The 16670-nt window shown below is 74.5% G+C and carries 15 protein-coding genes; 5 read left to right on the forward strand and 10 right to left on the reverse strand.

Features of this window, described 5'->3' with window-relative positions:
* Positions 1–892: 892 nt before the first annotated feature.
* Positions 893–1777 (reverse strand): alpha/beta fold hydrolase, encoded by an 885-nt coding sequence (locus HCN56_RS03755; protein WP_167968014.1) that lies wholly within the window; start codon positions 1775–1777, stop codon positions 893–895.
* Positions 1778–1858: 81 nt separating this feature from the next.
* Between HCN56_RS03755 and HCN56_RS03760 the strand changes: the two genes are divergently transcribed.
* Positions 1859–2371, forward strand: a complete 513-nt coding sequence (locus HCN56_RS03760) for a CGNR zinc finger domain-containing protein (protein ID WP_167968015.1) — start codon at positions 1859–1861, stop codon at positions 2369–2371.
* Positions 2372–2599: 228 nt separating this feature from the next.
* Here HCN56_RS03760 and HCN56_RS03765 read toward each other — a convergent pair whose 3' ends face one another.
* The 5 genes from HCN56_RS03765 to HCN56_RS03785 form a co-directional block, all read right to left on the reverse strand.
* Positions 2600–3163: a hypothetical protein gene (locus HCN56_RS03765; RefSeq protein ID WP_167968016.1), complete on the reverse strand. Its 564-nt coding sequence runs from the start codon at positions 3161–3163 to the stop codon at positions 2600–2602.
* A complete protein-coding gene (locus HCN56_RS03770) occupies positions 3160–4545 on the reverse strand; it encodes a hypothetical protein (RefSeq protein WP_167968017.1) in 1386 nt (461 codons plus the stop codon). The genes HCN56_RS03765 and HCN56_RS03770 overlap by 4 nt, the downstream gene beginning before the upstream one ends.
* Positions 4542–5348, reverse strand: coding sequence for an ABC transporter ATP-binding protein (locus tag HCN56_RS03775; RefSeq protein ID WP_167968018.1), 807 nt, complete (start codon positions 5346–5348; stop codon positions 4542–4544). The genes HCN56_RS03770 and HCN56_RS03775 overlap by 4 nt, the downstream gene beginning before the upstream one ends.
* A 139-nt stretch (positions 5349–5487) precedes the next feature.
* Positions 5488–6519: a zf-HC2 domain-containing protein gene (locus tag HCN56_RS03780; protein WP_167968019.1), complete on the reverse strand. Its 1032-nt coding sequence runs from the start codon at positions 6517–6519 to the stop codon at positions 5488–5490.
* Positions 6516–7076, reverse strand: a complete 561-nt coding sequence (locus HCN56_RS03785) for an RNA polymerase sigma factor (protein WP_167968020.1) — start codon at positions 7074–7076, stop codon at positions 6516–6518. Before HCN56_RS03785 ends, HCN56_RS03780 begins: the two co-directional genes overlap by 4 nt.
* A 307-nt stretch (positions 7077–7383) precedes the next feature.
* Between HCN56_RS03785 and HCN56_RS03790 the strand changes: the two genes are divergently transcribed.
* A complete protein-coding gene (locus tag HCN56_RS03790) occupies positions 7384–8226 on the forward strand; it encodes an alpha/beta fold hydrolase (protein ID WP_167968021.1) in 843 nt (280 codons plus the stop codon).
* Between the two features lie 127 nt (positions 8227–8353).
* Here the strand turns inward: HCN56_RS03790 and HCN56_RS03795 are convergent, their stop codons facing one another.
* A complete protein-coding gene (locus HCN56_RS03795; protein WP_167968022.1) occupies positions 8354–8644 on the reverse strand; it encodes a hypothetical protein in 291 nt (96 codons plus the stop codon).
* A gap of 164 nt (positions 8645–8808) precedes the next feature.
* Positions 8809–9984 carry a helix-turn-helix domain-containing protein gene (locus tag HCN56_RS03800; RefSeq protein WP_167968023.1) on the reverse strand — a complete coding sequence of 392 codons (1176 nt, stop codon included), beginning with the start codon at positions 9982–9984 and terminating at the stop codon, positions 8809–8811.
* Positions 9985–10935: 951 nt separating this feature from the next.
* Here HCN56_RS03800 and HCN56_RS03805 point away from each other — a divergent pair.
* Positions 10936–11745, forward strand: a complete 810-nt coding sequence (locus HCN56_RS03805) for a carbonic anhydrase (RefSeq protein WP_312871030.1) — start codon at positions 10936–10938, stop codon at positions 11743–11745.
* 81 nt (positions 11746–11826) lie between these two features.
* Here HCN56_RS03805 and HCN56_RS03810 read toward each other — a convergent pair whose 3' ends face one another.
* The gene (locus HCN56_RS03810; protein ID WP_167968024.1) at positions 11827–13152 is read right to left on the reverse strand and encodes an MFS transporter; all 1326 of its coding nucleotides are present in this window, start codon (positions 13150–13152) and stop codon (positions 11827–11829) included.
* Positions 13153–13263: 111 nt separating this feature from the next.
* Between HCN56_RS03810 and HCN56_RS03815 the strand changes: the two genes are divergently transcribed.
* Positions 13264–13905 carry a TetR/AcrR family transcriptional regulator gene (locus HCN56_RS03815; RefSeq protein WP_167968025.1) on the forward strand — a complete coding sequence of 214 codons (642 nt, stop codon included), beginning with the start codon at positions 13264–13266 and terminating at the stop codon, positions 13903–13905.
* A gap of 51 nt (positions 13906–13956) precedes the next feature.
* On the opposite strand, the gene HCN56_RS03820 is transcribed toward HCN56_RS03815, so the two are convergent.
* Complete coding sequence (locus HCN56_RS03820; RefSeq protein ID WP_167968026.1) at positions 13957–14877, reverse strand: AEC family transporter; 921 nt, start codon at positions 14875–14877, stop codon at positions 13957–13959.
* Between the two features lie 576 nt (positions 14878–15453).
* Between HCN56_RS03820 and HCN56_RS03825 the strand changes: the two genes are divergently transcribed.
* On the forward strand, positions 15454–16479 hold the full coding sequence (locus tag HCN56_RS03825; RefSeq protein WP_167968027.1) for a TerC family protein: 1026 nt from the start codon (positions 15454–15456) through the stop codon (positions 16477–16479).
* Positions 16480–16670 lie beyond the last annotated feature (191 nt).

Here is a 16670-nt window from a genome sequence, read left to right on the forward strand (position 1 = left end):
CGGGCGCCTGGGCGGCGCCGTCAGGGGGAGCGCCCGTGACCGGGGCGCGAACCCCGAGGGCTTCGGTCCGCCGCCGAGCGGTGCGCTGCGGGGCGGGTGTCCGATGTCGTCGTCCGTCGGACCCTACCGGACCGGGGCGACAGCGCGTGCGGCGCGGGCCCCTGGGTGTTCCGACGGCCGGGTGCGGCCTTCGGCTGCGGCGTCCGGCCGCTGCTCGAACCGGTCAGCGGTTCCGTCGACCTACGCAACGAGGTGCGAACCCTTCGCCGTCCCGGACCACTTCACCGTACCTGACGCCACGCCACGTCTCCTTCGGGGCAGTTGCACCGACGACCCGCGATGCGCGGACACCTGGTCATCGATGTTCGTCGCGATGACGTCCCGTGCCGGGACAGCGGTGACAAAAGGACCTCCGACCGAGCGGAGGAATGGGGCCGAAGAAGCCCGGAGTTCCGGGAGACGACAACCACACAGCCGGTACCGAGAGTAGCACGAGGTAGCGAGCGGTGTACGGTGAAGAATTTCACTCCGCGGCCCGGAAATACGCAGGGCACGACCTCACCCCCGAATCCTGTCACACCGTGTCGCGGGGGCGCCGCAGCATTTCCGTGGCCCGCCCGGCTCCCCGGCCCTGCGGGCGATCGCGCCCGCCGCAGCGGCCGCGTCCAGCCCCCCCTCCGCCACCACCGAGCCGACGGCGGCCGTGGCCGGGGCCGGAGACCGGCGGCCGGAGACCGGCGGCCCGGTGAGTAGGCGTGCTCCGGCGCGGTGGCGCGGGGTGCGGCAGACGCCACCGCCCGCAGCGCAGCGAGGCCGGGGTGATCGCCGGCGACCGCCCCCTGCCCGGGGGCGTCGTCGAGGTCGGCCTCGTCCGCGGGTCAGGCGTCCTCCGTCACCGCTGCCTCGCGCGGTGGTCGAGCACCCGGGGCCGGAACCGCAGAATCGCCTCGGCGACCGTCTCCAGGTGGCTCTCCAGCAGGAAGTGCCCGCCGTCGACCAGGGTGATCTCGGCGTCCGGGGCGTCGCGGCGGAACGCCTCCGCGCCGGCCGGGCCGAAGATCTCGTCGTTGCGGCCCCAGATCGCCAGCAGCGGCACGCCGCTCGACCGCAGCCAGCGGTGGACCGCCGGGTAGATCGCGCGGTTGGTGCGGTAGTCGGCGAAGAGGGCGAGCTGGGCGCGGTCGACGCCGGGGCGGGCGAGCAGCGCGAGGTCGTGCTCCCAGGTGTCGGGGGCGATCAGCGAGGGGTCGGGGACGCCGTGGGTGTACTGCCACTCCACGGCTTCTCGCTCCAGCGCGGGGCGGAGCCGCGCCTCGTTCTCGGGGCCGGGGTCCGCGCCGTAGGCCCAGACGGGTGCCCAGAACTCCGGTACGAAGCCGTCCTCGTAGGCGTTGCCGTTCTGCGAGACGACACCGGTGACCGCCTCGGGCGCGGCGAGTGCGAGCCGCCAGCCGATGGGCGCGCCGTAGTCCTGGACGTAGATCGCGTACCGGTCGACGTCGAGGGCGGCGAGGAAGCTGCGGGTCACCTCGGCGAGGGCGTCGAAGGTGTGGGTGAACGCGTCCACGTCGGGGGCGGAGGAGCGGCCGAAGCCGATGTGGTCGGGGGCGATGACCCGGTAGGGGCCGGCGAGCGCCGGGATCAGGTGCCGAAACATGTGCGAGCTGGTCGGGTAGCCGTGCAGGAGCAGCAGCACGGGTGCGTCGGCGGGCCCCGCCTCCCGGTAGAAGACGGTGAGCCCGTCGACCTCGACGGTGCGGTGGTGGACAGCAACCACGGTAACCCCTTAATCGAATTTAAACGGTTAGGTTATGCTGATCATGCACACCCCGAATCGGCACGTCAAGGAGAGTGATCCATGGCCGGCGCCGTCATCGAGGACGAGGACCTGCTGATCGCCGTGCTCAACAGCGCCCCGGTGGTCGACGGGCACCCGACCGACGCACTGCGCGCCGCCGGGGGCGAGGACCGGCTGCGCGGGCTGGGGGGAGACGGCTCGGCGGAGGAGCGCGAGCGGGTCTGCCAGGTGCGCGACGCGCTGCAGCAGCTGATCCGCGGCGGCACCCGCGATGTGGGCCCCCTCGACACCGTGCTCCGACAGGCACGGCTGCACCCCGCGGTCTCGCCCGCCGGCGTCACCTGGCAACTGGAGACGCCGGCCGACGAGAAGCTCGCGGTCCGCGTCGTCCTGGCGTGGTCGCGCGTCGCCACCGGCCTGCCGGGGCGGCTGCGGCCGTGCGCCAACGCGGAGTGCAACCTCTTCCTGGTCGACCGCAGCCGGCCCGCCACCGCCCGGTGGTGCTCCATGGCCGCCTGCGGCAACCGCATGAAGGCCCGCACCCACGCCCGCAAGCGCCGCTCGGAGCAGTGACCACGGGCGGGCCGGTCGCCGGGGCGCCGCACCCGCTGACCGGGACGCCCGGCGCCGCGTGCTGCGGTCCGCCGGACCCACCGACGCCCGGACCCACCGGCGCCCGGACGCGCGGGGGCCCGGACGCGCGGGGGCCGGTCACCGAGCGCCGCACCCGCTGACCGGGACGCCTGCGGGGCGGCCTCGCGCGCCGGGGTGGTCACGGCACGGGACGCCCCGCGCGGGCGGCTACCGCCGCGGGCCGAACACCGCGTACGTCGCCGTCCCGGCCGTGAGCAGCACGGCGGCGGTCCAGCTCGCGGCCGTGCTGCCCGGGGGCGCCAGCACCCAGTCCGGGAAGCCGTCCCGGACCGGCGCGAAGACGACCACGGCGAACCACCCGAGCGGCAGCAGCCAGGCCTGCCGCGCACCCCAGAGGGCCGCGCCGAGCCCCACCAGCCCGGCGGCACCGGCGCAGGTCCGCAACAGCACCTCCACGGTCCCGAGTTGCACCCCGACGGCCCCGACCAGCAGCAGAACCGCCGCGACCGTGGCACCGACGGCCAGCAGGTGCACGGCACGGCGCGGCGCCCAGCGCAGCGCCGCCGTCCGGTCCAGGTCGGGGTCCTGACCGGCGAGTCCGACCGACCCCGCCGTGACGCCGCCGGCCACCGCGAGCGCCACCAGCCGCGGGTCGGCGGGGCCGTCCACCAGCAGGCCGACCGGCCACAGCGCGCACGCGACGGCGGCCAGGGCCGCAGCCGAGGACGGCACTCGCCGGGAGCGGAGGTGGAGCACGATCCGAGCGGTCATGCCGGACCGCCCGCGAGCTCCTCGGGCCAGGTGTACTCGCACACCAGCGCGTCGGCACGGATCTCCGCGACGCGGGCGCGCTGTGCCTCCGGGCCCAGCGCGGCGAACTCGGCCCAGGCCGCCTCGGCCGAACTGCGGTAGTCGTCGGCGTCGTACACCTCCGCCTCGATCAGCTCGAAGCTGCCGAGCGCCCAGCTCGCCAGCACGCTCTGCACGACGAGCGAGGTGTCGCTGCCGCTCTCCCGCGTGGTGCGCGGCCAGCAGTCCGGTGCCAGGCCCTCGCCCACCAGGCGGCGCAGCAGCTGGTCCCCTGTCGCCGCGGCGACGGTCGGGTCCTCGAAGTGCACCAGGAGCAGGTCGACTTCGAGCGGCCGGTCGGTGCCGACGGCGCGCAGGGCCGTCTCCTCCCGCAGCCGGGTCGGGGCGCCCTCGCCGAGGGCGTCCGACAGGACGGCGAGCGCCTCCGTTCCCTCCGGGGCCAGTCCGGCGAGGCGGTGGCGGTGCAGTTCGCTGACGCACACCTCGCCTTCGCACACCCAGGCGGCAGCCGCCGCGTCGACCCGGTAGCCGTCGCGGGGTGCGGCGGGGAGCAGGTGCAGCGCCAGGAGCGCACCGACCACCGCGGGGACCAGGGCCACCAGCCGAGCCCGCGTCGACGCGGCCGCCAGTAGCACGAACCCGCAGACGAGCAGGCCGAGGAAGAACACCGTCTGGCCGAGGTGCACGGCGCCGGTCAGCGTCAGCAGCACCTGGCGGGGCACGGCGACCGCCGGCGTGAGCTGTGAGAGGAGGTGGGGAGCGATTCCCGAGGTGGGATGGGCCGCGTCGGCGTGCTGCACGAGGAGGACGTTGGCGACGAGGCAGACGACGACCAGCGCCGGCGGGGTCAGCGGGGAGGGCAGCGCCCGTGCGACTCCGGCGCCGAGCACCACCCCCGCCGCCAGGGCGAGCAGCGCCACCCCGGTGATCGGGAGCCACCCCAGGTGGTGGTGGGTGGTCTCCCCCGTCGCCACCCGCAGTGCGCCCCCGGCGACGAGCCCGCCGAAGCCGAGGACGAGCGCCAGGCCGAAGGCCGCCGCTGGCAGCGCCGCGCGCCGCCACGCGGGCAGGGGGGTGGCGGCGAGCAGTTCGCCGGTGCGGGAGCGGTGGTCCCGCAGCCCGTGCAGCGCGCCGATGCCGACGACGAGCGGCAGCAGCACGACAAGTGTGGTGCGGGTCCACAGCGCCAGCGAGTTCCACTGGCCGGTCCACTCGGTCGTTCCGCTGCTCGGCCCGGCGGCGCCGAGCAGGTGCAGCAGGACCAGGCCGCCGCCGAGGACGGCCAGGCCGACCCAGGGCGCGGCGGAGCGCAGCAGTTCGGTACGGAGTACGCGCAGGTTCACCAGGCGCCCTTTCCGCGGGAGGTGTCGAGCAGTGCCGAGTAGCCGCGTTCCAACGGGCTGTCGCCCGGCTGGTCGTCGCTGCCGGCGGCGGCCAACTCGGCCGGGGTGCCCTGGAAGACGAGCCGGCCCTCGGCGAAGAGCACGACGTCCGAACAGGCCGCGGCGACGTCCTCCACCAGGTGGGTGGAGACCACCACGCAGGTGTCCCGGCCGAGTTGCTGGAGGAGTTCACGGAACCGGAGCCGCTGCGCCGGGTCGAGCCCGACGGTGGGTTCGTCGAGCAGCAGCACGGCGGGGTCGTTGACGATGGCCTGGGCGATGCCGACGCGGCGGACCATGCCCCCGGAGAGCGCCTTCATCCGTTCGTCGGCGCGGTCGGCGAGCCCGACGCGTTCGACGGCGCGCTGCACGGCACCGGGGATGTCGCGCTTCGGGACCTCCTTGAGCCAGGCCATGTACTCGACGAACTCGCGGACGGTGAACCGCTTGTAGTAGCCGAACTCCTGCGGCAGGTAGCCGATGCGGCGGCGCGTCTCCCGCTGCTCGGTTCCGCCGCGCACCGAGGCGCCGAAGAGCCGCAGGTCGCCCTCGGCGGGGCGCAGCACCGTCGCGAGAGCCCTGATCAGGGTGGTCTTGCCGGCTCCGTTGGGGCCGAGGAGGCCGTGGGTGCCGGTGCCGAGGGAGAGCGTGAGGCCGTCGACGGCCATCCGGTTCCTGCCGACGCGGACCTTCAGGGCGTCGGCTTCGATCTCCCAGGCGTACTGCCGGGGCGCGAGGTCGGCGGCGCCGGTCGCGGTGGTCATGAGCGGGTTCCTCTCGTGGGAGGGGGCGGGGCATGGCTCGGGTGTGGGGTGGTGGTGAGGCGGGGCCGGGTGGACGGCGGTCAGCGCCGTCCGGGCGCGGCTCGCGCGGCGGTGGCAGGGGAGGAGGGGCGGGCCGGGGTCACCTTCGGCCGCCGGCCCCCGGGAGGGCGAACGCACGCCGCCGCAGCGCCGCCACGCCGGCCCCGAGCCCCAGCAGCAGTGCCCAGCCGGTGAAATGCTCCGGTTGGAGCACCGCCGGAGCGGTGTCGAGCGCGAGGGCGGGGACCAGGACGGCGCCGGACCACCCGATCCCCAGCACGACGACGGCGCGGGTCACCCCGATGACGCTGCCCAGTCCCAGCGCGGTGGCGGTGAGGGCCAGGGCGGGGAGCAGCCACAGCGCCGTCCCGACGCCGGTGATCGCCCCGCCGGCCAGCAGCAGCGGGAACAGCACGAGCAGCACGGCGAGGGTGCGCCCGAGCAGCAGTCCGAGTCCGGAGCGCGGGGTGACGGCGGTCAGCTCGAAGGCCGGGTCCAGACCGCGCGACCAGGCGGCGGCGACGCCGAGAAGCGGCAGCGCGGGGGCCACGAGCAGCAGCGGCGGGATCGGCAGGGTGTGCGTGGCGAGCAGGTCCAGCAGCAGCGCGGCCAGCGTGATCACGGTGATCATCACCAGCCAGGGCGCCATCGCGGGGGTCGCCCACGCGGCGGGCCAGGGGCGCCGACGGCGCGGCGGGGCCGGGCGGACGGCGGCCAGCGTGGGTTCGAGGTCGAGGCGGACGGCGGTGAGGAGCGCGGTGACGGCCGGCTCGTGCTCGCCGACGACCACCGCGAGCCGCGCGCGGCAGGCCGCGCACCCCTCCAGGTGGGCTTCGACCGCCCACAGCTCGTCGGCGGTGAGCGCACCGGGGGCGGCCTCCGGGCCGCCCGGCCTCGTCCCGGCCCGGCTCGTCCCGCCCGGGGTCGTCCCGTCCGGCGTGACCCCGGCCCGGCTCGTCCCGCCCGGCGTCGTCCCGTCCGGCGTGACCCCGGCCCGGGGCGCCCCGACGGGCGGTGGTGTGCCGGCGCGACCGTGCCCGGCGCGGTCACCGGCGGCCGACGGGCCGGGAGAAGGTCCGCCGGTGGAGACGTAGGCGGCCAGCAAGCGTTCGGCGGGGTGGTCCCCGGTCATGTCAGCGCCTTCCTCATCGCGACCCGGGCCCGGCGGGCGCGGGTCTTGACCGTGCCCTCGGGCAGGTGGAGCAGCACGGCGGTCTCCCGGACGGAGAGCCCGTCGAGAACCAGCGCCTGGAGGACCTGCCGCAGCTCCGGAGCGAGGTCGCGCAGCGCGTCGCCCACGTCGCCCCCGACGGTGGCGGCCAGCACCTCGTCCTCCGCGGCGGGCGCCGCCACGCGTTCACCGGCGGCGAGCGGCGGCTCGGCGTGGTGGGCGCGGCGGCGGAACGCGTCGACCAGCCGCCGGGCGGCGATGGTCCACAGCCAGCCGACGGCCGTACCCCCGACTGCGCTGCCCGCGAAGGCGCCGGCGGCCCGCCAGACGGCCAGATAGGTCTCCTGCATGACCTCGGCGACGATCTGCTCGTCGGCGCAGCGACGGCGCAGCCGGACCGCGAGCCAGGGCGACGTGCGCCGGTACAACTCGTCGAACGCTCCCCGGTCGCCCTTGGCGACCAGCCGGACGAGGCGTTCCTCGTCCAGCTCGTGCGGCGCTTTCCTGCGTGCTCTCACACCCGCCAGACGTGGCAGGGGGCCGCGGGGTTCTCCTTCGGGAGTGACGTGCGTCACCGTCGCGCGCGCCGGTGGGTCACGACGGCCCTCTCGGGCGGAGCCGGCGCGGCCGCCCGGGCGGGCCGTACGGGTGGCCGGCGCGTCCGATCGGGCGGTGGCACTGCGGGGCGCGGGTGGTTTCCGGAACCCCCGGCGGGTGAGGCGGGTAACCGGGACCGGAATCCCGTCACCACCGGGGACCCGCGAACCCGGCGCGTGCCGGGGCGACACGCCCCGCGTCCCGCGGTCCGAGGAAAGGTTGAGCAGCATGCCCCAGATCACGGTCAAGAGCGAACGGCCCGGCGTCGAGGACGTCGAACTGCACTACGAGGACAGCGGCTCCGGCCGCCCGGTCGTCCTGATCCACGGCTGGCCGCTCAACGGGCGGTCGTGGCAGGCGCAGACGGACGTGCTGACCGCTGCCGGACACCGGGTGATCACCTACGACCGGCGGGGGTTCGGTGAGTCCTCGCAGCCGGCCAACGGGTACGACTACGACACCTTCGCCGCAGACCTGGCGGCGCTGCTGGAGGCGCTCGACGTCCGCGACGCGACGCTCGTCGGGTTCTCGATGGGCGGCGGCGAGGTCGTCCGCTACCTCTCACGCCACGGCAGCGACCGGGTGAGCCGCGCCGTGCTGGCGGCCGCGGTGCCGCCGTACCTGCACCGGACCGGGGACAACCCCGACGGCGGGCTGGACGACGCCACGATCGCGGAGTTCGAGAACGGCGTCCGCACCGACCGCGCCGGGTTCCTCGACGGCTTCGTCACCCAGTTCTTCCAGGCCGGGGACCGGACCGACCTGGTCTCCCCGGCGCAGCACGCCGAGGCGGTCGAGATGGCGCTGCCCGCCTCCCCCACCGCGACGCTGGAGTGCATCGGCGCCTTCTCGCGGACGGACTTCCGCGAGGACGTGGCGGCGGTGGACGTGCCGGTACTGGTGATCCATGGGGACTCCGACGGCATCGTGCCGTTCGAGGTCAGCGGGAAGCGCAGTCACGAGGCGATCACCGGCAGCCAGCTGGTGGTGATCGAGGGTGCGCCCCACGGGCTGAACGTCACCCACGCGGACCGGTTCAACGAGGAGCTGCTCCGGTTCCTCGCCCAGTAGCGGCAGGGGCCTGATCCCGGCACGGCGGAGCGGGCGGGCGGTGGCAAAGCGGGCGGTGGGGATCGCGGTTCGGCCGGGCTGGGCGGCCGGGCGGGCCGGGCGGGCGGGCCGGGCGGGCGGGCCGGGGTCACCGCACCGGGCTGCCCACCACCGCCATGACCAGGACCACGATCAGCAGCGCGATGACGCCGAGGGTGGCGCCGGCCAGCGACCAGCCGAGGTTGCCCGCCTCGCCCCGCTCGCAGCGGCGTGCCCCGATGACGCCGAGCACGAGCGCCGCCAATCCCGCCGGCACGGCGATGAGTTCACCGAGCGTCGGTACGAAGGAGAAGACCAGGGCGACGAGCCCGAGGGACAGCGACAGTTCGCCGGGGCGGTTGCGCTGCCCCGGTGGATCGACCGTTTCCTGGTCCGGCATGGGAGTCCTCGTGACGGGGTCCGGTCCGGCCGCGGGGTGTGCGGACGGCTCCGGCGCCGCCGTGCGGCAGCGGCTCCGAGCATAGGACGCCGAGCCGCCCTGCGCACCGGAAGCCTCCTCGGCCCCTGGTCGAGCGCCGGTCGCCGCGGGGCGTCGGCACCCGCCTACTCCTCCCGCTCCCCGTTCTCGCGGGCCGCCATCTCCTCCCGCACGCGGTCGATGCCGGCGAAACAGAACGACCAGTGCTCGAAGCTCTGGTCCGACTCCCACAGCTGGTGGGCGAGTCGGACGTTGGTCTCCCAGTCGAGCGCTTCGAGCGGACTGCTCCGGAGGTCGTTGAGCCGACTGTCGGATATCTGGAAGAGCCCCCAGTTGCGGGTGCCGTTCTCGTTGCCGAGGACGTAGAGCGGGTCGAACTTCGTGGCACAGGCCGCGACGGCGACGGCGGTGTCGGCGTCCTCGCCCGGGAAGACCTCCCGGATGAGTTCCGCCAGCTCCTCCTCCTCCGGGGTCTCTATCGCGACGTCCGACTCGTAGAGAGCGAGCTTGGTCTCGTCGTTCACGACACCGTTGACCCCCAGGCCTGCGAAGACCTGGAACGCCGTGACGCGGCGCAGCGTCTCGGGGCCGAACTGGGCGTCGACCACCATCGGAAGGCCACGCTCCACGAGGAGCTCCTGGAGTTCCTCGACGCAGCCGTCGTGGCGGCCCATGGTGATGGGCTCGTCGCAGGGGTGGCGCAGCAGCGCCCGCTGCTCGTTCGTGCCGGCCAGGGCGCCGCCCCCGGACCCCGGTGCCTCGTCTCCGCCGGCCCGGTCGTCCGGTCCCCCGCCCGCGAGGGCGACAACGGCGACGGCGGTTCCGACGAGGAGCGCCAGGACGAGGAGGACTACCGGCAGGCGCCCCCGCAGCCGCCGCGCCGCGGCGGCGGTATCGCCGGCAGCCTGCTCCTCGGCGCCGCCCTCCCCCGGGGCGTCATCAGCGGAGCTGCCGCCCTCCGCCGCGGTACCGGCCGTCGAGGCACCCGGCGTGCCGGACGTCTCGCCGGCCGGATCGCCGGCCGGATCGGCGGGGAGGTGCAGCGGCTCGGAGGCCAGCACCCACAGCCGGTGCAGCTCCGTCAGGTCCGCACGGTCGGCGCGGCAGCACCGGGCGAACCGCTCCACGGTCGCGAACTCCGCCGGTACTCCCTTGCCGGAGCAGTAGCGGTGCAGCGTGGAGCGGCTCACGCCGGTTCGGCGCGCTATCGATTCGAAGCTGTGGCTCGTGTTGCCCTTGAGCTCGCGCAGCTTCTCGGCAAAGGCCTCGATGGCAGCGGTGTTCTCGCGTACGCCGGCCACAACCCACCCCCGGCGGTGATAGTCGTCATCCACCGCAGAGCGTAGCAATCACCACCGACCCCTGACTACCCTGCGTCACCGAAGCGGTGACCTTGCGTCAAATACCCATGGTGCACTCCGCTGTCAGCCGTTCCCCGCCGGCCGCGTCAGCTCCAGCTCCAACCACGCGCCGTTCGGCGCGACAGGTGATGCGTCATCCGGGACATCTCGTTCCTCCTCTCGCCGCCCACGCTCCCCCGCGGGGCCCGCCTCCGCCCCCCGTGACGGGGCGGGCGCCCACGCCCGCCGGACCCCGCACGAGGGGGTCGGGACGGGCCCGGTGGCGCCGTTCCATCGGCGCCGGAAGCAGAGTGCTGCGCCGTCTCACCGGCGGTCAACGCGGGTCGGCCTCGGAGGGACGATGGGATGAGATCACGGGGCTGACCTGGGGTTCCGTGACCGCGTGGGACACCGGGCGAGACGAGGCGCAACCGCGGGCGCTGCCGCTCGACCGACAGTTGGCGCTCACCGGCGACGGCCGGCCCGGCCGTGACAGGGCACACCGCGGAAAGGGCGTCGGGCCCACCGGCGGTCGGCGGCGAGGCGCCCGCAGGGACGCCGAGCGGCGGGCACGGGGCGACGCGCCGGCAGGCGGCCGGGGATCGGCGGGCGCGACCACGGACGCGCGTCGGCGGTCCGCGGGCGGCGGACGGCGCGGCGAGCGGCGCTCGGGGACGTACCGGCCGGAATGCCCTGCGGCGGTAGCTCAGCGTGCACCCAACGGCGGCCGTGAGTTGGCTGGTTGACGCTGCGGTGCGGAGCACCGCCGGCCCGGGGCGAAGCGGGGCGCAAGGGCCGGGCGGGCCAAGCTTCGGTCAATTCCCACTGGTCCTTGACCACGGTTTCACCAAGCAGTGATCAAGTAATTACCAGATCAATCAGAAGAGTTGAGCAAGTATCTAGTTTCCGATCGTGATTTCGAACTGTGAGGCCACAGGTCCACTCCCCACCCCCTCCGACTCGTCCGCCCCGACCACTGCCGCCACCCACGGCAACGGTCGCCGGACCTTCCTGCGCACCGCGCTGACCGGCACGGCGGCGCTGGGCGCCGCCCTCACGCTCGGTGGCGCCGGTCAGGCCGTCGCCGCCCCGGCCCGCCCGGTCTCCGTCCCCTACCCGCTGACCACCACCCCGGCCACCGTGACGCCCAACCAGGCACTCAAGCGCCTCGTCGCCGGCAACAACCGCTGGCGTGCCGGGAACCAGCAGCACCCCAACGAGACGCCGGCCCGTCGCCTGGAGGCGGTGTCGGGACAGCAGCCGTTCGCCCTGATCCTGGCCTGCATCGACTCCCGGGTCCCGCCGGAGCTGGTCTTCGACCAGGGGCTCGGCGACCTCATGGTGATCCGCTCCGCCGGCTGCGTCCTGGACTCAGCGGTGATCGGCAGCCTCAAGTACGGCGTGCTGGAGCTCGGCATCCCGCTGCTGGTCGCCCTCGGGCACCAGCACTGCGGTGCGGTCAAGGCCGCCATCCAGGTGGAGGAGACGGGCGCCCAGATGCCCGTGCACCTCGACTACCTGGTGGACCAGATCATCCCGTCCATCGACCACACGACCACCGGTGAGGCGCAGGTGGACGCCACCACCAACGCGTTCACCCGCTCGGTCCGCGACACCCTGAGCGCCGAGGTCGACATAGCCCCGCGCGTGGCGGACGGGCGGATCAAGGTCATATCCGCGCGCTACCAACTCACCACCCAGCGGGTGCACGGCCTGGCCTGACGTCCCGCGGCGCGGCGCCGCTCGGGCCGCCACCCACCGGTGGCGGCCCGGGCAGTAGCGGCGGCGTCCCGTCCCGGAGAGTCAGCCCACCGGGGCGGGCCGCCCCTCCGCTCCTTCGTCTCCGACGCCGCCCGCACCGTCGGCCCCGTCGGCGGCGGGTCGCACGCCGACCGCCTCCCCGGCGCTGCCCGGTGGCGGCGTCTCCCCCGCCGGGCCGTCGCCCGCGTCTCGGGGGCGCGCCGCGGCAGAGGTCACCACCACTGTGGCGACGACCAGCAGCACCAGCACCATCGCCCCGCGCAGCCCCACGTGCTCGCCGACGAACCCCAGGACCGGCGGCCCCGCGAGGAAGGCGAGGTACCCGGCGGTGGCGACCGCACCCACCGCGGCGTCCGGGTCGTCGGAGTCACCGGCCGCGGAAATCGTCACGGGGAAGCCCAGCGACGCACCCAGCCCCCACAGCACCACCGCCACCCCGGCGAGGGCGGGGCTCGGGGAGAACACCACGAGCGCCAGGCCAACCGAGGAGATGACGGCGCTGCCGCGCAGCACCCGCACCGCGCCGAAGCGCCGGAGCAGCGCGGCGCCGGCGAACCGGCCCGCCGTCATGGCCGCGGCGAACGCGGCGAAGACCATCGAGCCGACCGTCTGCCCCGTGCCGTGGCCGTCCACCATGATCAGCGGCAGCCAGTCGTTGGCCGAGCCCTCGGCCAGTGCCAGTGCGAGCACCACCGCGCCGAGCAGCAGGATTCGCCGGTCGCGCCAGACCGCCAACTGGGCGCGGAAGCCGCCGCCGTGGCCGGGAACCGCGGCCCGGCGGCCGGTCCCCGTGGGGATGAAGCGCAGCGCCCAGGCGACCGCCGCGGCGGCGAGCGCCGCGACCACGGCGAGGTGCCACAGGACCGGCACCCGCAGGTAGGTGCAGAGGATGCCGGCCAGCGCGCCGACCACCGTTCCGGCGCTGAAGCAGCCGTGCAGCGCCGGGAGCACCGAGCGTCCGAGTCGCCGTTCGACGTCGGCGCCCTCGATGTTGACCGCGATCTCGGAGAGGCCACCGCCGCCGCCGAAGAACGCGAGCCCGAGGGCGACCAGCGGCGCGGAGGCCGCCTCGCTGCCGAGCCCCACCACGAGCACACCGGCGACCACGAGGGCCCCGCCCACCGCCATGGTGTTCCGGCCGCCGAAGCGGCGGACGGCGGCGCCGGAGCTGAGGATGCCCGACATCGACCCGGCCGACAGACCGAGGAGGACCAGCCCCATCTGCGCGGTCGACGCCTCGATCGCGTCCCGCACCGCGGGCGTCCGTACGATCCACGAGGACATCGAGACGCCGACCAGCAGCATGAAGACGAAGAGCGAGAGCCGCCAGCGGCGGATCACCTGCGGCGTGGGGGAGGTCGAGAGCATGCGTACGATCGTACGCACGACTCCCGGGTGGCGGGAGGGCCCGTCCGGAACCGTCGCGGCAACGGGTGGCGCGGGGGCCCGGCGCGGTGCGCGCCCTACACTGACGCGACTATGAGCACGCGGCGGAACGACCCCGGTCGGCGGGACCGCATCATCGACGCCGCCCTCGACGTGATCGCGGAGGACGGCGTGGTGGGCGCCTCCGCGCGGCGGATCGCCGCCCGCGCCGACGTGCCACTGGGCTCGGTCACCTACCACTTCACCGGCATGGACGAGCTGCTCCATGAGGCGTTCACCCGGTTCTCGCTGCGCATCAGCGAGCGCTTCGAGCGGCGGATGGCAGGCGCCCGGTCCCTCCCCGAGGTCGCCGACGCGGTGGTGCAGATCATCCTGCGGGACACCTTCGGGGACCGGGACTCGCTGGTCGTCACGTTGGAGCTGTACACGCTGGCCGCGCGGCGCCCGGAGTTCCGCCGGATCACCCGCGCCTGGATGGCGCGCAGCCGCGCCTCCCTGGAGCGCCACGTCGCGCCCGAGATGGCACGGCAGCTCGACGGACTGGTCGAGGGGCTGTCCATCCACCACGCGCTGGACCCGGGGCCGTACTCCGAGGGACTGGCACGGGCGGCGGTGGCACGGCTGATCGTCGGCGCCGCGCCGGCGGCACCTCCGCCCGGGGAGCCGGGCGGGACGCGCCCGTCGGCTCCCGATCCGGCACCGGCGCCGGCGCCGGCGGGCGGCGAACCGGGCTGAGCCCACCGTGCCCGCCGTGCCCGCCCCCCGTCCCGACGGGCAGGCCCGGGGTCAGCGCAGCAGCACCGTCACCACGACCAGCGCCGGGGCGGCGAGGATCGTCGACAGCAGCACCGAGTCCCGGGCCAGCGTGGTGCCGATGTCGTACCGCGAGGCGTAGGTGAAGAGGTTCTGCGCGGCGGGGAGGGCGGCGACCACCACGACGGCGAACAGCGTCTCGCCCGACAGCCCGAAGAGCCCGGCGCCGATGATCCAGGCCAGGAAGGGCTGCACGGTGACCTTGATCAGCACCGACAGCAGCACCGGCCAGCGGTCGGGCCCCCGCCCGGGGAGCGCCCGCCCCCGCAGCGAGATGCCGAAGGCCAGCAGCACGGCCGGGACGGACATCCCACCGATGAGCGCCACCGGGTCCATCACCACCGTCGGCACCGGCACCCCCGCCACGTTCACCGCCAACCCCAGCAGCGAGCCGACCACCACCGGGTTGCGGAACGGCGAGGTCAGCTGCCGCCAGACCCCGGGCCGCTCCTCCGCCGTGGTGATGTCGAAGATCGTGAGCGCCACCGGGGCGATGAACAGCTGCTGCAGCAGCAGCACCGGCGCCACGAGGGAGGCGTCCCCGAGGACGTAGGCCGCGATCGGGATGCCGAGGTTGCCCGCGTTGACGTAGCTCGCGCACAACGCGCCCATCGTCGAGTAGCCGACGCCCCAGCGGCGCACGGAGGCGACGACGACGAAGAGCAGCGCCGCGGCGAAGGTGGAGAGCGCCGTGACGACCAGCGGGGCGGAGAGGATCACCGAGAGGTCGGCCTCGGCCATGACGGTGAAGAGCAGCGCGGGCGTGGCGATGGAGAACGCGAGCCGGGTGAGGACCTGCCGCCCGTTGTCGCCGAGGACGTCGAACCGGCCGGCGGCGTAGCCGACCGCGATGATCACCGAGATCGTCGCGAACCCCGTGATGACGCCGCCCATGACCTGTCGCTCCTCACGATCCGTCCTGCTCGGCCGCCCGTGGGCCGGGCAGCCGCGGAGCCGCCCGGGGCGCGTCGCGAACGACGAGCGCCTGCCCGCTCGGCACCGCGCCGGGAACGGCGCGCACGCGGGCGCGCGAGGGCGGCCGATTCATCATGCAGCCCGCATCTTTCCTGGCGGTCACGGCTCGGGCGGCGACGAACCGGACGCGCTGTGTCCTTCATCACGCACCCCGCCCACCAGTCGGACGCCTGTCGGGCCCCTGGTGCCCGGTCCGTCACCCTCCGCCCATCTGAACGGGCCTTGTGTCGCTGCACCCCGACACCCGGCGCCGATGCGGCCACGCCGGGATCACGCCGGGTCACGCGGCGTCGTGAAGGTGGGGGATATCTCTGGCCCAACCCCCCATTTCGCACGTTCGACTCCCTAGAATCGGCCGGTGGTCCGGAGAACGGCACGCACGGTGGCGACACCGGCAGCGGCCCGACCGGCGCCGCCGGACCGTGGCCGGAATCCCCCCGGACCGTGGTTCGACACCGCCGGCAAACGTCGCCCGGCAGCCGCTAGGAGAGCTGTATGGACGTCACGCTGAACATCTGGGTCCTGACCATCGTCGGCCTGTGTGCCCTGATCGCCGCCGACTTCTTCATCGGCGGGCGCAAACCGCACGAGGTCACCACCAGGGAGGCGGGCATCTGGACCGCCGTCTGGGTCGCCCTGGCCGCGCTCTTCGGCCTGGGCCTCCTCTGGATGGGCGAGGGGCAGGCGTCGAGCGAGTTCTTCGCGGGCTACATCACCGAGAAGTCGCTCAGCGTCGACAACCTCTTCGTCTTCATCCTCATCATGACGAAGTTCGCCGTGCCCACGATCTACCAGCAGCGGGTGCTGATGATCGGCATCCTCATCGCGCTGGTGCTGCGCGCCGGCTTCATCGCCGGTGGCGCCGCGCTGATCTCGAACTTCTCCTTCGTCTTCTTCCTCTTCGGCGCCTTCCTCATCTGGACCGCGTGGAAGCTGATCGAGGAGGCGCGCGGCGACGACGAGGACGAGGAGTTCCAGGAGAACCGCTTCATGCGGATGGTGGAGAAGCGCTTCCCCTCCACCGACCAGTACCACGGCACCAGGCTGACCATCGTCCGCAACGGGCAGCGGCTGATCACGCCGATGCTCGTCGTCATGCTGGCGATCGGCACCACTGACCTGCTGTTCGCGCTGGACTCCATCCCGGCGATCTTCGGCCTGACCCAGGACCCGTACATCGTCTTCACCGCCAACGCCTTCGCCCTCATGGGCCTGCGGCAGCTGTACTTCCTCATCGGCGGACTGCTGCAGAAGCTGGTCCACCTCTCCTACGGCCTGTCGATCATCCTCGGGTTCATCGGCGTGAAGCTCTTCTTCCACGCGCTGCACGAGTACGACGTCCCGGTCCCGGAGATCCCCACCCAGGTCTCGCTCGCCGTCATCTGCGGCGTCCTGGTCATCACCACGATCACCAGCCTCACCGCCTCCAAGAAGGCCCGGCGAGCCGAGGCGGAGGCCGCCGTCGGCGGTGGCGAGGACGGCTCGGGGCAGGACGAGGACAGCCTCACCCACGCGCCCTGACGGCCCGTCCGCGGTGTCCCCACGCCCCGCGCGGACATCGGCAACGCCCCGCACCGCGACCCCGCGGTGCGGGGCGTTCCGCGTTCCCGCTGCCCGCTGCCCGCTGCCCGACGGACCGCCCCGGCTGCGACCGCGGGGGCGGGGGGGTGCACCGGCGCCGGGCCCCGACCGGACGCGGCCGCGCCGAGGGC

Origin of the sequence: Streptomyces lonarensis, assembly GCF_012033735.1 — a bacterium.
GTDB classification, from domain to species: Bacteria; Actinomycetota; Actinomycetes; order Streptomycetales; family Streptomycetaceae; genus Streptomyces; species Streptomyces lonarensis.

Excerpts from the sequence above, each read along its gene's own strand:
- HCN56_RS03760 (WP_167968015.1), top strand. The coding sequence starts at position 1,859 with ATGGCCGGCGCCGTCATCGAGGACGAGGACCTGCTGATCGCCGTGCTC.
- HCN56_RS03765 (WP_167968016.1), bottom strand. The coding sequence starts at position 3,163 with ATGACCGCTCGGATCGTGCTCCACCTCCGCTCCCGGCGAGTGCCGTCC.
- HCN56_RS03775 (WP_167968018.1), bottom strand. The coding sequence starts at position 5,348 with ATGACCACCGCGACCGGCGCCGCCGACCTCGCGCCCCGGCAGTACGCC.
- HCN56_RS03780 (WP_167968019.1), bottom strand. The coding sequence starts at position 6,519 with ATGACCGGGGACCACCCCGCCGAACGCTTGCTGGCCGCCTACGTCTCC.
- HCN56_RS03790 (WP_167968021.1), top strand. The coding sequence starts at position 7,384 with ATGCCCCAGATCACGGTCAAGAGCGAACGGCCCGGCGTCGAGGACGTC.
- HCN56_RS03795 (WP_167968022.1), bottom strand. The coding sequence starts at position 8,644 with ATGCCGGACCAGGAAACGGTCGATCCACCGGGGCAGCGCAACCGCCCC.
- HCN56_RS03810 (WP_167968024.1), bottom strand. The coding sequence starts at position 13,152 with ATGCTCTCGACCTCCCCCACGCCGCAGGTGATCCGCCGCTGGCGGCTC.
- HCN56_RS03815 (WP_167968025.1), top strand. The coding sequence starts at position 13,264 with ATGAGCACGCGGCGGAACGACCCCGGTCGGCGGGACCGCATCATCGAC.
- HCN56_RS03820 (WP_167968026.1), bottom strand. The coding sequence starts at position 14,877 with ATGGGCGGCGTCATCACGGGGTTCGCGACGATCTCGGTGATCATCGCG.
- HCN56_RS03825 (WP_167968027.1), top strand. The coding sequence starts at position 15,454 with ATGGACGTCACGCTGAACATCTGGGTCCTGACCATCGTCGGCCTGTGT.